The 14,432-nt window shown below is 28.1% G+C and carries 18 protein-coding genes; 14 read left to right on the forward strand and 4 right to left on the reverse strand.

The genetic code is table 11. The annotated features are described in order from the left end of the window. The 11 genes from Q1K13_RS13025 to Q1K13_RS00930 form a co-directional block, all read left to right on the forward strand. Window positions 1-68, forward strand: a 68-nt coding sequence (locus Q1K13_RS13025) for a 50S ribosomal protein L34 (protein ID WP_366522599.1), incomplete at its 5' end; no start/stop codon positions are given. Window positions 69-128: 60 nt separating this feature from the next. Next, a complete protein-coding gene (gene rnpA / locus Q1K13_RS00885) occupies window positions 129-506 on the forward strand; it encodes a ribonuclease P protein component (RefSeq protein WP_300346847.1) in 378 nt (125 codons plus the stop codon). Then, window positions 478-687, forward strand: coding sequence for a membrane protein insertion efficiency factor YidD (gene yidD / locus Q1K13_RS00890; protein ID WP_300346849.1), 210 nt, complete (start codon window positions 478-480; stop codon window positions 685-687). Before rnpA ends, yidD begins: the two co-directional genes overlap by 29 nt. Window positions 688-721: 34 nt before the next feature. Continuing rightward, window positions 722-1,417 carry a membrane protein insertase YidC gene (locus Q1K13_RS00895; RefSeq protein ID WP_300346852.1) on the forward strand — a complete coding sequence of 232 codons (696 nt, stop codon included), beginning with the start codon at window positions 722-724 and terminating at the stop codon, window positions 1,415-1,417. Between the two features lie 35 nt (window positions 1,418-1,452). Next, complete coding sequence (jag, locus tag Q1K13_RS00900; protein WP_300346855.1) at window positions 1,453-2,076, forward strand: RNA-binding cell elongation regulator Jag/EloR; 624 nt, start codon at window positions 1,453-1,455, stop codon at window positions 2,074-2,076. 343 nt (window positions 2,077-2,419) lie between these two features. After that, on the forward strand, window positions 2,420-3,796 hold the full coding sequence (mnmE, locus tag Q1K13_RS00905) for a tRNA uridine-5-carboxymethylaminomethyl(34) synthesis GTPase MnmE (protein WP_300346858.1): 1,377 nt from the start codon (window positions 2,420-2,422) through the stop codon (window positions 3,794-3,796). A 14-nt stretch (window positions 3,797-3,810) separates the two neighbouring features. After that, window positions 3,811-5,706 carry a tRNA uridine-5-carboxymethylaminomethyl(34) synthesis enzyme MnmG gene (mnmG, locus tag Q1K13_RS00910; RefSeq protein WP_300346861.1) on the forward strand — a complete coding sequence of 632 codons (1,896 nt, stop codon included), beginning with the start codon at window positions 3,811-3,813 and terminating at the stop codon, window positions 5,704-5,706. 188 nt (window positions 5,707-5,894) lie between these two features. Beyond that, a complete protein-coding gene (gene rsmG, locus Q1K13_RS00915; protein ID WP_300346864.1) occupies window positions 5,895-6,614 on the forward strand; it encodes a 16S rRNA (guanine(527)-N(7))-methyltransferase RsmG in 720 nt (239 codons plus the stop codon). A gap of 188 nt (window positions 6,615-6,802) precedes the next feature. After that, window positions 6,803-7,582 carry a ParA family protein gene (locus tag Q1K13_RS00920; RefSeq protein ID WP_300346867.1) on the forward strand — a complete coding sequence of 260 codons (780 nt, stop codon included), beginning with the start codon at window positions 6,803-6,805 and terminating at the stop codon, window positions 7,580-7,582. After that, window positions 7,575-8,435 carry a ParB/RepB/Spo0J family partition protein gene (locus tag Q1K13_RS00925; RefSeq protein WP_300346870.1) on the forward strand — a complete coding sequence of 287 codons (861 nt, stop codon included), beginning with the start codon at window positions 7,575-7,577 and terminating at the stop codon, window positions 8,433-8,435. Before Q1K13_RS00920 ends, Q1K13_RS00925 begins: the two co-directional genes overlap by 8 nt. 50 nt (window positions 8,436-8,485) lie before the next feature. Next, window positions 8,486-8,983, forward strand: coding sequence for a DUF4446 family protein (locus Q1K13_RS00930; protein WP_300346873.1), 498 nt, complete (start codon window positions 8,486-8,488; stop codon window positions 8,981-8,983). A 228-nt stretch (window positions 8,984-9,211) separates the two neighbouring features. On the opposite strand, the gene yyaC is transcribed toward Q1K13_RS00930, so the two are convergent. The 4 genes from yyaC to Q1K13_RS00950 are packed head-to-tail and all read right to left on the reverse strand — an operon-like array spanning window position 9,212 to window position 12,748. Continuing rightward, on the reverse strand, window positions 9,212-9,802 hold the full coding sequence (gene yyaC / locus Q1K13_RS00935; protein WP_300346875.1) for a spore protease YyaC: 591 nt from the start codon (window positions 9,800-9,802) through the stop codon (window positions 9,212-9,214). 50 nt (window positions 9,803-9,852) lie between these two features. Then, entirely contained in the window at window positions 9,853-10,917 is a 1,065-nt protein-coding gene (gene ytvI / locus Q1K13_RS00940) for a sporulation integral membrane protein YtvI (RefSeq protein ID WP_300346877.1), read from the reverse strand. 11 nt (window positions 10,918-10,928) lie between these two features. Beyond that, entirely contained in the window at window positions 10,929-12,089 is a 1,161-nt protein-coding gene (locus Q1K13_RS00945; RefSeq protein WP_300346878.1) for a cysteine desulfurase family protein, read from the reverse strand. Between the two features lie 11 nt (window positions 12,090-12,100). Then, complete coding sequence (locus Q1K13_RS00950; protein WP_300346879.1) at window positions 12,101-12,748, reverse strand: LysE family translocator; 648 nt, start codon at window positions 12,746-12,748, stop codon at window positions 12,101-12,103. Window positions 12,749-12,907: 159 nt separating this feature from the next. Between Q1K13_RS00950 and Q1K13_RS00955 the strand changes: the two genes are divergently transcribed. From Q1K13_RS00955 to Q1K13_RS00965, 3 genes are read left to right on the forward strand one after another with little or no spacing between them, the layout of a single operon-like run. Next, window positions 12,908-13,141, forward strand: coding sequence for a putative Se/S carrier protein (locus tag Q1K13_RS00955; RefSeq protein ID WP_300346880.1), 234 nt, complete (start codon window positions 12,908-12,910; stop codon window positions 13,139-13,141). Window positions 13,142-13,166: 25 nt separating this feature from the next. Beyond that, window positions 13,167-14,039: a mechanosensitive ion channel family protein gene (locus Q1K13_RS00960; protein ID WP_300346881.1), complete on the forward strand. Its 873-nt coding sequence runs from the start codon at window positions 13,167-13,169 to the stop codon at window positions 14,037-14,039. Window positions 14,040-14,062: 23 nt separating this feature from the next. Further along, window positions 14,063-14,269 carry a DUF951 domain-containing protein gene (locus Q1K13_RS00965; RefSeq protein WP_300346882.1) on the forward strand — a complete coding sequence of 69 codons (207 nt, stop codon included), beginning with the start codon at window positions 14,063-14,065 and terminating at the stop codon, window positions 14,267-14,269. Window positions 14,270-14,432: the final 163 nt, after the last annotated feature.

Genomic DNA, 14,432 nt, shown 5'->3' on the forward strand with positions numbered 1-14,432 from the left:
AAACTAAATCTGGAAGAAATGTTTTAAAGAGAAGAAGACAAAAAGGTAGAAAAAGATTAACAGCATAAGGGCCGCATTTTGTGGCCTTTTTCTGCACCAAAAAGCAGAAAAAAGGAGAGCAAATTTAGATGTTACTAAGTTTAAGAAAGAACAATGAGTTTAGAACAGTTTATAGAAGAGGCAAATCTATTGCTAATGATCTTTTAGTACTTTATGTGTTTCCTAATAGAAAGAATGTTACCAAGGATGGAGAACGTTTCAATAAGGTAGGAGTATCTGTTAGCAAGAAGGTTGGAAAAAGCGTAGTTAGAAGTAGGGTTAAAAGACTTATACTTGAAAATTACAGACTTAATTCTAGTGAGCTTAAGGAAGGCTATGACTTTGTATTCATTGCTAGAGTTGCTATAAACGATAAGGACTTTAAGCAGGTAGGCAAAGCAATGAATAATTTAATTAAAAGGGCAGGTCTGCGTGATAATGAAAAAATTGTTCATAGTAATAATTAAATTCTATAGAAAGTATATTTCACCTTTAAAAAGACCATGTTGTAGGTTTTATCCTACATGTTCACAGTACGCTTTAGAGGCTATTGAAAAGTATGGGGCTATTAAAGGGGGATTTATGAGTATAGGAAGAATATTAAGATGTAATCCACTTTGTAAAGGTGGATATGATCCTGTTAAATAAATAATATCCGTTTTAATTATAGGAGGGTAAGGTATTGAAGTCGATTTTAAGACCAATAACTGATTTATTCACAATGATATTTCAGGTTATTCACAACTTTGTTGCTTCAACAGGCTTCTTTAGTGTGGGTGCTGGATATGTAGTAACAATTTTCTTATTAACTTTATTAGTAAGATTAATTTTATTACCTCTAAATATAAAGCAAACTAAATCTCAGCAAAAAATGCAAGAGATACAACCTGAAATAGCTAAACTACAAAAGAAATATAAGAATAACCCTGAAAAAGCTCAACAAGAAATGATGAAGCTTTATAAGGATAATAACGTAAATCCAATGAGTGGTTGTTTACCTTTATTAATCCAAATGCCAATATTATTCGCATTATACTATGTATTCTATGGGTTAACTGAGCTTAAAGGTATATCATTCTTATGGTTAGGTGATTTATGGGCACCAGATAGAACTTTCATATTACCAATATTATCAACTGCAACAACATATCTATCATCATTATTAATGACAAAATCTACTCAGACTCAATCAGGAAATGCTCCTGGTGGAATGAATATGAATACTATGAATATAGTGATGGCTGGTATGATGGGGGTAATGTCAATTCAGTTCCCTTCAATGCTAGTATTATATTGGGTAATTGGTAACTTAATACAAATGGCTCAAACATATGTATTAATAGTTTTACCTAAGAAAAGAAAAGAAAAGCAATTATAATACATTTTTAGCTTTCTAAGGTGGTGAAACAGGGTATGAAAACAATTGAGATTACTGGTAAAACTGTTGATGAAGCTTTAAAGAATGCATTAAGACAGTTAAACACTACAGAAGATAAAGTAGAAATTACTATTATAGATGAAGGAAGCAAAGGATTCTTTAATTTAATAGGAACTAAGCCTGCTATAATTTCAGTGTCTAAAAAAAGAGATAGGATTGAAGAAGCTAAGAAGTTTTTAAGTGATGTTCTAAATCAAATGAATATAGAAGCTGAGATAGATATTGAGGAAAGCAGCGATGCTTTTAAGATAAACCTTAAAGGTCCTAAGATGGGAGCTATAATAGGATACAGGGGGGAAACTTTAGATTCTCTTCAATATTTAACTAGTTTAGTGATAAATAAAGTTAAGGAAGATAAATATAAAAGAGTAATTCTAGATACAGAGAATTATAGACATAAAAGAGAAGAAACTCTTAAGAGATTAGCTAATAAAATAGCATATAAGGTTAGAAAATCAGGAAGAGCAGTTAAGCTTGAACCTATGAATCCTTATGAAAGAAGAGTTATTCATTCAGAACTGCAAAACAATGAATTTGTTAAAACTTTCAGTGAAGGTGAAGAACCCTATAGAAAGGTTGTAGTTGAACCTAAAAAGTAAGAAAGAAAGCCTAAAGCTTTCTTTTTTTTATCCACAATAATCTATGGATAACCTGTGGATAAATTGTGGATAACTGTGGAAAGATAGATATAGTCAAGGATTTATTTGTTATTAACTTAAATATTTAAGGTGAAAATTTTAAATTTTCACCTTATTTTATTATTTAGTATAGCTTTTTGTTTATTGGATAGTATTTTTAAGAGAGTAAGCTATTAAATTATTTAGTAAAAACATAGATTTTTACCACAAATAATACGATTTAAAATTTTGACTTATTTAATTTTGTTGGGTAAAATCAATATTAGTTCAAATTTGAGAATGTATATAAAAAAAGGAGGAGCTTATGAAAGAATTCGATACTATTGCTGCCATAGCTACAGCATTAGGAGAAGGCGGAATAGCCATAATTAGAGTATCAGGAAATAAAGCTCTTGAGATTGTAAATAAAATATTTAGAGGAAAGAACGGAAAAGATTTATTAGATATAAAACCTTATACAATGAGATATGGTCATATTATAGATGAAAATGATAATGTTATAGATGAAGTTATTGTAAGCTTTATGAAAGGTCCTAGAAGTTTTACTGCTGAGGATACAGTTGAAATAAATTGTCATGGTGGTGTAGTTGCTACTAACAAGGTTCTTCAAACTGTTATAAAAGCTGGTGCAAGACTTGCAGAACCAGGTGAATTTACTAAGAGAGCTTTTTTAAATGGAAGAATAGATTTAAGTCAGGCTGAGGCTGTTATGGATATAATAAAAGCTAAAACTGAGCTTTCAATGAAATCAGCTATGACTCAAAGTCAAGGTAGACTTTCTACTGAAATAAACAATCTTAGAAAAGAAGCTTTAGATATTCTGGCTTTAATTGAATATGCTGTTGATTTTACAGAGGATGATGAAGAGCCAGATGAAACAATCCCTGTAAAAGTTAAAGAAGATGTTATAATACTTAAGGGAAAAATAAATGATTTAATAAATACCGCTGATGAAGGTAAACTTATTAGAGATGGATTAAGCATGGTTATAGTAGGAAAACCTAATGTAGGAAAATCATCTTTATTAAATGCTCTATTAAATGAAAAGAGAGCTATTGTTACTGATATAGCAGGTACTACAAGAGATGTTATAGAAGAATATATAAATTTAGATGGAATTCCAGTAAGACTTGTTGATACAGCAGGAATTAGAGAAACTGAGGATGTTGTTGAAAAAATAGGTGTAGAAAAATCTAAGGAAAAGATAAATGAAGCTGATTTGGTAATTCTTATGCTAGATACAAGCAGAGAATTAGATGAAGAAGATAAAGAGATTATAGAATATATTAGAGATAGAAAATATATAGTTCTTTTAAATAAAGTTGATTTAGATAGAAAGTTATCATCAGAGGTTGTGGATAACTTAGAAAATAAAATTGAATTATCAGCAAAAACTGGTTTTGGAATAGAAGATTTAAAAGAGAAAATAAAGGATTTATTCTTTAATGGTTCAATAGATACTGAAAGTCTTATGGTAACTAACACAAGACATAAGGAAGCTTTATATAGGGCTGAAGAGGGCTTAGATGGAGCATTAAATGGATTAAATCAAAATGAATTCTTAGATTTAATATCAATATATGTAACATCTGCATTGAGAGCCTTAGGCGAAATAACAGGTGCAGAGCTAGAAGAAGATTTAGTAAACAAAATATTTGCAGAATTTTGTTGTGGGAAATAGGAGAATGATAAAACATGAGATATAATGCAGGAAGTTATGATATAGTTGTTATAGGTGCTGGTCATGCAGGTTGTGAGGCAGGATTAGCAGCAGCTAGAATGGGTTGTAAAACTTTAGTTTGTACATTAACTCTAGATTCTGTTGCTATGATGCCATGTAACCCTAATATAGGTGGTACTGCCAAAGGACATCTAGTTAGAGAGATTGATGCATTGGGTGGAGAAATGGGAGTGAATATAGACCATACATTTATCCAATCTAAGATGTTAAACACATCAAAAGGACCTGCTGTACACTCTTTAAGAGCACAGGCAGATAAGAAAAAATATCAAGAGAGAATGAAAAAAGTTTTAGAAAAGCAAGAGAATCTTGATTTAAGACAGTTAGAAGTTACTGCAGTTGAGGTTGAGGATGGAAAAGTTAAAGGCGTTTTAACTAAAAATGGTGCTTTCTTTGAATGTAAAGCTGTTGTAATGACAAGTGGAACATATCTAAAAAGTAGAATAATAATTGGAGATGTAAGTTATGATCAAGGTCCTAATGGTCTTGGTAATGCTTCAGAGCTTTCAAAATCATTATTAGATTTAGGAATAGAGCTTAGAAGATTTAAAACTGGTACTCCAGCTAGAATTAATAAGAGAAGTGTAGATTTCTCTAAGATGATAGAACAACCAGGAGATGAGGAAATAGTTCCTTTCTCATTTATAAGTGAAAACATAGAGAGAGACCAAGTTTCTTGTTGGTTAACATATACTAGCCCAGAAACTCATAAAATAATTCAAGAAAACATACATAGATCACCTATGTACAACGGAAGTATAAAAGGTGTTGGACCAAGATATTGTCCATCAATAGAAGATAAGGTAATGAGATTCCAAGATAAGGAGAGACATCAAATCTTCATAGAACCAGAAGGTGATGATACTCAAGAAATGTATGTTGGAGGAATGTCTTCATCATTACCAGAGGATGTTCAAGTTCAAATGATAAAAACAGTTCCAGGCCTTGAAAATGCAGAGATTATGAGAACTGCATATGCTATTGAGTATGATTGTATTGATCCAACTCAATTAAAAGCTTCATTAGAATTTAAAAATATTGATGGATTCTTTAGTGCTGGACAAATTAATGGTAGTTCAGGCTATGAAGAGGCTGGTTCACAAGGTATAGTTGCAGGTATAAATGCGGCGTTAAAAGTTCAAGGAAAAGAGCCTATGATACTTACAAGATCTGATGCATATGTTGGAGTTTTAATTGATGATTTAATAACTAAAGGAACTAATGAGCCTTATAGAATGATGACATCAAGAGCGGAATATAGATTAATATTAAGACAAGATAATGCTGATTTTAGATTAACTGAAATTGGACATAAAGTTGGATTAGTTACTGAAGAGAGATGGAATAAGTTCAATGAAAGAAAGCAGAATTTAGAGGCTGAACTTGAAAGACTTAAAGAGCTTCAAATAACTAATAAAAATGAAAATAATGAAAAAATAGTTGAGTTAGGTTCAACTGAACTTAAGAAGCCTATAAGAATGTATGAGCTTATTAAAAGACCAGAGTTAGATTACTTCTCATTAGCTTGCTTAGATCCAGAAAGACCAGAATTACCAAAAAATATTGGTGAGCAAATAAATATAATTGCTAGATATGAAGGATATATTCAAACTCAATTAGAACAAGTAGCTCAATTTAAGAAATTTGAGAAAAAGGTTCTTCCTCAAGACTTAGATTATAATGAGGTTAATAGTTTGAGAATAGAAGCTATTCAAAAGTTAAATAAAATAAAACCTTTAAATATAGGTCAAGCTTCAAGAATATCAGGGGTATCTCCAGCTGATATATCAGTTTTATTAATATTCTTAGAGCATTATAATAGAGGAAACAAAAGTAATAAAGAGAATTAATATTTAAAGGATATTAATTAGTTATTAAGAAGTTTTCAACAGCACCTGTGGATAAGTATAATAAAAAGCTTAAAAGTGGTGCTGTCATATTGATTTTAAAAGTTATCCACCTGTGGATAACTTTAGTTTTTTAGCAAAAAATAATAAAAAATAAATATTTACACTCTTAAGGTCATGGAGGATTAAGAATGCAATACTTTGATTTAATGAAAAAAGCTTGTGATAGTGTTGGGATGGAATTCAACGAAGATAAATATCAAAAGTTTATGATGTATAAGGATTTATTAAAGGAATGGAATGAAAAAATAAATCTAACAGCTATAACAGAGGATGAAGAAATAGTAAAAAAACATTTTATAGATTGCATAAAGGCATTTAATGCTGATGAATTTAAAAAAGCTAACACAGTAATAGATGTAGGAACAGGAGCAGGATTCCCAGGCCTACCTATAGCTATTATGAGGGATGATATTAATGTAACATTATTGGATTCATTAAATAAGAGAATAAACTTTTTAAATGAAGTTGTTTGTAAGTTAGGATTAAAAAATGTAGAAACTATACATTCAAGAGCTGAGGATGGAGCTAGAAAAAAAGAAATGAGAGAAAATTTTGATATAGCTACATCAAGAGCTGTTGCAAATATGTGTGTATTAAGTGAGTTTTGTATTCCTTATGTTAAGGTTGGAGGAAATTTTATAGCATTAAAAGGGCCTAACATAACAGAGGAATTAAGTGATTCTAAAAATGCTATTGGTACTTTAGGTGGAAAACTTAAAGAAATAATAGAGGTTGAAATAGAAGGAACAGATTTAAATCATAATTTAGTTGTTATTGATAAGGTTAAGAGTACAGCAAAAACTTTTCCTAGAAAAGCAGGAAATGTAACTAAAAAACCTTTGAAATAATACTTATTTATATTTAAAAAGATAAAAGTAGAAATGTTTCACGTGAAACATTTCTACTTTTTTATTTTTTAGTTATAAATTACATAATAGCATCTTTTATTATGCAAAGTAAAAATATATAATAAAATAGATGTGTTTATAAGGGGAGGTGAATTTTCAAGAATTATTAGATTCTTGAATAAAATTTAATGAAAACAATTTGTGTTTTTAATCAAAAAGGTGGGGTTGGAAAAACAACAACTAATATAAATATTTGTTCATACTTAGCTATGCAGGGTTTTAAAGTTTTAGCTATAGATATAGATCCTCAAGGTAATACAACTAGTGGTTTTGGAATAGATAAGAGAAAAGTAGACAAGTCTATTTATGATTTATTGACTACTGGGGCAGATATTGAATCAATAATGATTAAAAGTGAGTTAGTTGAAAATCTTTATGTTGTTCCAGCAAAGATGGAATTAGCAGGTGCTGAGGTAGAGATAATAGATAGAGAAGATAGGGAGCATATACTTGTAAATCAAATAGAAAAAATAAAAGATAAATTTGATTACATATTTATAGATTGTCCACCATCTTTAGGAGTTCTAACGATTAATGCTTTAGTAGCATCTCAAAGTGTTTTAATTCCAATTCAAGCTGAATATTATGCTTTAGAAGGGGTAGGACAATTAATAAATACTATAAATTTAGTAAAGAAATCTCTTAATAAGAATCTTGATATTGAGGGTGTAGTTATGACAATGTATGATTCAAGAACTAATTTAAGTACAGAGGTTTATAAGGAAGTAAAAGAGTATTTTAAGGATAGGCTATATAAAACAACTATTCCTAGAAATGTTAGATTAGCTGAAGCTCCAAGTTTTGGATTACCAATATTCTTATATGATGAAAAGTGTAGGGGAGCTAAGTCTTATGAAAAATTAACAGAGGAATTCCTAGAAAGACAGGGAGTGAAAATAGATGGCTAAGAAATTTGGGTTAGGTAAGGGATTAGGTGCTTTAATACCTGAAGAAAGTGTTAATAATAAAAAAAGTGATAATAGTGGAATCATAAAGATAAAAATTATTGATATAGAAGCTAATGAAAAACAGCCTAGAAAATTCTTTGATAACAATAAATTAAAAGAATTAGCAGAATCAATAAAAGAACATGGTATAATTCAACCTTTAATATTAAAAAAAGAAGCTAAGGGATATTCAATAATTGCTGGAGAAAGAAGATTTAGAGCAGCTAAAATAGCTCAGTTAGAAGAAGTTCCAGCAGTACTTATGGATGTTTCAGATGAAAAACTTCTTCAAATTTCTATTATAGAAAATATTCAAAGAGAAGATTTGAATCCAATTGAGGAAGGATTAGCATATGAAAGATTATTAAAAGAATATAGTTTAACTCAAGAGGAATTGTCTAAGACTATAGGAAAGTCTAGAACAAACATAACAAATACAATGAGATTATTGAAATTAGATGATAGAGTTAAAGAGTATGTCATAGAAGGTGTTATATCAGAAGGGCATGGAAGGGCAATACTTCCATTAGAAAATGACGTTCAATATGAAGTTGCTCAAAAGATTATTGATAATTCAATTTCCGTTAGAGAAACTGAAAAATTAGTTAAGAAAATTCTAAATGAGGCTGTTGAAGAAAAAACATCAGAAAGAAGAAAGCCATTAAATCCTTACTATAAAGATGTTAGAGATAAACTTCAAGATTATTTTGGAACAAAAGTTAATTTAAACTCTAGCAAAAATAAAGGTAAGATAGAAATAGAATATTATTCTGAGGAAGATTTACAAAGAATATTAGATATTATAAATATTTAAAATGTTTCACGTGAAACATTTTAAATAATAATGAAGGGATGATAAATTACATGGAGAATGTATTAGAGTTACTAGGACAGTATTCAACTTATATAACAATCGGATTAATTGGATTAGTTATAATTCAATTTATAATGTTATTGATTGCTTTTAGAAGCTTAAGTAAAGTTGAAAAGAAGTTTAGAAGAATAATGAGAGGGGTTAACAATAAGAACTTAGAAGAACTTATAAATTCTCGTTTAGATAAAATAGATGAAATAAAAGAAGCTTCAGAAGAAATACTTAATGCTAACGAATCTTTAAAAACTCAATTAGAGAAATGTACTCAAAAAGTATCTGTTATAAGATATAAGGCTTTTGAGGATGTAGGAAGTGATTTAAGTTTTTCAGTAGCTTTACTAGATGGAGAAAATAATGGAATTATTTTAACTGGAATCTATGGAAGAGATTATAGCACAACTTATGCTAAGCCTATAGATAAAGGAATTTCTAGATACGATTTATCAGAAGAAGAACTACATGTTTTAAATTCTGCTATGAATAAGTAATTTAGGATGTATAAAAATAAATTAGAAATTAATTTTCTAGTTTGTTTTTATACATCTTTTTTTATTAAATTTTAAGTTTTGTTTTAAAAGAGTGTTGATTTTGGCTATCCCTTCAAACACACTTAACTTTAAGTGAAAATCAAAATTTAAAAAGTTAAAAATAAAATGTTTCACGTGAAACATTTTATTGGGGGAATTAAGGATTGTTTCACGTGAAACATTTTGAAGTCATAATATATTTTCTAAGGTGGATTCAATTATATTTTTTTTAAAACCAACTGATTTTAAAACACAGTGATGGATTCCACTTGAAATAGCATTTACTAAAAGCATAACTGTATAAAGTCTTGTATTTTGTAAAATCATAAATTCTAAAGAACCATTTATATTAACTATTCCTAAAATACTTAAATCTCCAAAGTGAGGTAAATCTTTATTAAGTGCTATACCTGGTCTAAGAGGTCTTTTTTCAATTAGTACTTTTCCTACATTTTCTACTGAACCTAGGCAAGCGTCTATAGCTATAATAAATGGTCTTTTATGTTTTGATTTTACTGATTTTATTGTTTCTTTTAAATTTTTTGCATGAACTGTATTTTCAAGAGTTCCATAGATAAAAACATTATTTTTAGCTAAGAATTTAATTTTCTCTCCGATTAAAGGACCTAATGCATCTCCAGTAGAACGATCAGAACCTACACATATAAAAATTATAGGTCTATTTGCTTTTATTATAGGAGTAAGCTCATTACAAAGATAATCTCTTATTTTGAATGAGGCTTTAGGATCTAGAGAATCAACATAAAAACTTGTACACATAATATCAACCTCCTTATATACAATTATTGACAAATATAAGAAGGATATACTTATATAAGTTTAACTTTTCTAAAAATATTAAAAAGTATTAAGAAGAACATACAAAAAATAATTCCAGTAAATCCATTAAGCTCTAAACCTACAAATATACAAATTAGCATTAGCAATGGGTGTATTCCTAGCGTTGATGACATTAATTTTGGTTCTAAAAATTGTCTTAGTAAAAAAATAAATATTAGAAGTATAGTAAGACTAATAGATGTAAAAATATTTCCAGATAAATAATATAATATTATTAAAGGAGCATAAATTAATGGCATACCTAAAATAGGGAGTATATCAAATAATCCAGCCAATATACTAAAAAGTAGAGCATATTTAACTTTTAAAAATGTAAAACCTAAAAAAGTTATAAATGTAGATAGGAAAATCAAAAATGAATATGATAAACAATAATTTAAAAACATTTTTTTTATTTCATATATAATAGTTAAAACTTTTTGATTATAATTACAAGTTAAATAGTTAGATAATAATTTTGAAAAGTTAAAAGAATTAAGTTCTTTTGATATAAAATAGGTTGAAAGTGTTGTAAATACAAGTAACATTATTGTGTAAGGAAGATAACTTACAAATAAAATAATTTTTTCAACTAGAGCCTTTCCTAAGGATAAAATAAATGAAGCAATTTCTTTAAAAGATGAAGAGAATGCTGTTTTAAAAAAAAGTAAAGTTTCATTATCTACAAAAACATTTTTAAACCAAATTTGAATATTATCATAACATTCTTGAATATCAATAGAGGTTGAATTAATTAAATTTTGAATATAAGAAGTTAAAGAAGATGCTTCGTAAGCTAATGAAGTAATAAATAAAGTTAAAAATATTATGATTAAAAAGAAAAAAATAAATGTAGTAATAAAGGAAGCTAGTCCAATATTTATGTTAAATTTTTTTATAAGAAATTGAGTAGGATATTTTAAAAATAAAGAAAATATAAAAGCTAAAATAAATGGTAAAGTATATTTAAATGTAGAGAAAAAGATAAAAAATATAAGTGTGTATATAATAAAAAACACACTTATTTTTTCAACTTTTGTTATAAGATTTTGCATATAAGAGAAGTCTACCTCCTTGATATTAATTCTTTTATAACCTCAACAAATCTATAGACTTCCTCTAATGTATTAAAATAACCTAAACTTATTCTTATGCTTCCAGTAGGATATGATCCAACAGTTTTGTGAGCAAGGGGAGTGCAATGTATTCCTGTTCTACAAGTTATATTGAATTCACTATCTAATAAAAATCCTGTAAATTCAGGATCCATTCCTTCTATATTAAATGAAATTGTTGAAGTTTTTTTCTTAGCATCCATGGGACCATAAATTTTTATTTCAGGAATTTCACTTAATAAATCCATAGCTTTTTGGCATAAAAACTCTTCTTTTTCCTTTATGTTTTCAATACCTTCTTTTTCTATAAATCTAATACCTTCTAATAATCCTATTATTCCTGGAGTATTTAAAGTTCCGTACTCAAATTTATCAGGTAAATCTTGAGGATGTTCAACTAAAGAAGAATTACTTCCAGTTCCGCCAGAAAAAATATTTTTACAGATAGAATTTAATTTATCATCAATTATAAAACCACCTATTCCTTGTGGTCCTAAAAGTGATTTATGACCAGTAAAAGCTAAACCATTAATATTACACTTTTCCATATCTATAGGAACAATACCTGCTGTCTGAGCAGAATCTAAAATAAATAAAATATTATTTTCTTTACAAATTCTACCTATTTCTTCTATTGGCTGAATTGTTCCAACTAAATTTGAAGCATGAGTTAATACAATTAATTTAGTATTACTTTTAATTCTTTCTTTAATTTTTTCTAATGGAACAAGTCCAATTTCATCACATTTAATAATATCTAATTCAACATCAGGAACTTCTTCACTAATTTTAACTAGGGGTCTTATTACAGAGTTATGTTCCATAGATGTAGTAATTATATGCCAGCCAGATTTAATTATTCCTAAAAGTAACATATTTAAAGATGTTGTTATATTATTTGTAAAAATAACATTTTCACTTTTAGGAAAGTTAAAGAATTTAGCCAATTCGTATCTACATTCATAAACTAATCTACTACTTTGTATAGCAGTAGATGAAGAACCTCTATTAGCACTTCCACCTTGATTACTCATATAATTGAACATAGCATTTATAACTGAATCAGGTTTTGGAAATGTAGTTGCTGCATTATCAAAATATATTCTATTCATAAATAAAAACCTCACATGAAAATTTTAATTATTCCGTATATAGTAAATACTAATCCAAGTAAAACCATAAAATATTTTACTCCATTATGAGCTTTTCCTGTAAGTTCTTTCTTAACTAGATTTCCACCTTTAGCTGCCATAAGATTTAAGAAGAAAAACCACGATAATGTTGTTAAAAACATAAAAATTATAGCTACTAAGAAGAAATCCATTCCTGAAAACTTCCATATACTCATTATTCCAGCACTTACAGCCATCCATAATGATGGTGTCATAGGATTTATAAAAGTTATTAAAAAGCCATTTAAAAATCCACTTCCAGTTTTGTGATTGGATATAGTTTTAGCACATTTTTCATCTAGACTTTGTTGATTGGATTTGAAGACTAAATTTACAATTATTAAAACTAGACCAGAAATAATCCAAAAAGAACATTCCACATATTTATTAAATTTTAATAATTTAGCTAGTCCAAAATTTATTAACAATATATAGATGTAATCAGCGGCTACAGCTCCTAATGAAACTTCAAATCCTTTAGCAAAACCTTTTGATAAAGATTGAGAGGCAGCTTCTATGGAGGCTGGACCAAGTGGAAGTGAAACCAAAAATCCAGTTATAATTCCAGATAAAATAGCCTTTACATAAAAAAAAGACATACTCAAACTCCTTTTATAATGTTTTATAAATTTGCATAATTATATTATAGTTCAAAAAAGAAAAGCTTTCATCATTAATTTAAAAGGGTGAACTTTTATAATTTTGCCTTATAATATATACTAATATCGTTATTATAATTTAGGAAAGGAAATATAGATATGAAAGATTTTATAATGGTTTTTAATAATACACATGAAGCTATGGAAGGGGAAAGAATTTTAAAGGAGAATGGAGTCATCTTTATAATAATGCCAACACCAACATACATAACAAAAAGTTGTGGAATAAGTGCTGCCTTTAATAAGGATCAATTAGAGAAAATTGAAACTTTAAAAATTAAATTTAAGAATATATATTCAATAACAAGCAAAGGATTTGAAATATATAAATAGAAAAAACATATGAAGGGGGACTTATATGTTATTAGAGAATATACTTGGAATTAAATTTGACTTTGATTATTTTAAATTTGGAAGAATAAAAATTCCGTTATCAACAATTGATTTTTTGGTACGAAAATTAATAACAGTAAGTATAATAATTATTTTAATGGCTATTACTATTAAAGCAGGAGATAGAATAATAAATAAAGCTGTAAAAAGACAGAAGGATACAAACTTTAAGTTTTCTATAGACTCTAGAAAAGCAAATACTATAGGAACTTTGTTAAAGAGTATATTAAGATATTCTGTTTATTTTATTGGTATAACAACAATATTATCAAGTATATTTGGAAATATATCTTGGGCCTTTGCATCAGTAGGAGGGGTTGCAGTAGGTTTAGGAGCGCAAAGTTTTGTCAAAGATGTAATTAATGGTATTTTTATACTTTTTGATGATCAATATAATGTAGGTGACTATGTAAAAATTGAAGGGGTAAGTGGAATTGTTGAAACAATAGGTCTTAGAACTACAGAACTTAGAGATTTTAATGGTTCATTACATATTATACCTAATGGAATGATTAGAATCGTTACTAATGATTGTAAAGGAAGTATGAGAGTTCAAGTAATTGTAGGAATAGCATATGAAGAAGATATAAATAAAGCTATTGAAGTAATAAATGAAGTTTGTAATGAATATAACATGGAAAATAGAAACATAACAGAACCTATGAAAGTATGGGGAGTTACAGAACTTGCAGATTCTAGTGTCAATATTACTATTTGGGGAAAAACCAAGGCTATGGAACAATGGGCAGCTGAGGTTGAACTAAGAAAAAGGATTAAAATAGGACTAGATAAAGCTGGAATAGAAATTCCATATCCAAAAACTCAAATAATACAATAAAACTTATGAGGGGGTAAAACTTTATGATAAATAAATTTTATTTAGGCGATATAGTAAAAATGAGAAAAGTTCATCCTTGTGGAAGTGATGAGTGGGAAATTATAAGACTTGGAGCAGATGTAAAAATAAAATGTTTAGGATGTTCAAGAATTGTAATGATTCCTAGAGTGAAGTTTCAAAAAGGGGTAAAAAAAATAATAAAATCAAATGCTCCAGAAGAAGAAATTTAAGGAAAATAAATTAAAAAAAGTTAAGTTTACATAGGCAAAGAGGGTTGCAATAACCCTCTTTTAATGTTAGAATATTTAATTGTAATCCCTGCTATGCTAGAGCATAGCCGTAGTCCAGAGGGAGGAGGTGTAAATGATGAGAAAATATGAAACTATATTCGTA

Source organism: Clostridium sp. (assembly GCF_029267215.1).
In the GTDB taxonomy this organism is placed as follows: domain Bacteria; phylum Bacillota; class Clostridia; order Clostridiales; family Clostridiaceae; genus Sarcina.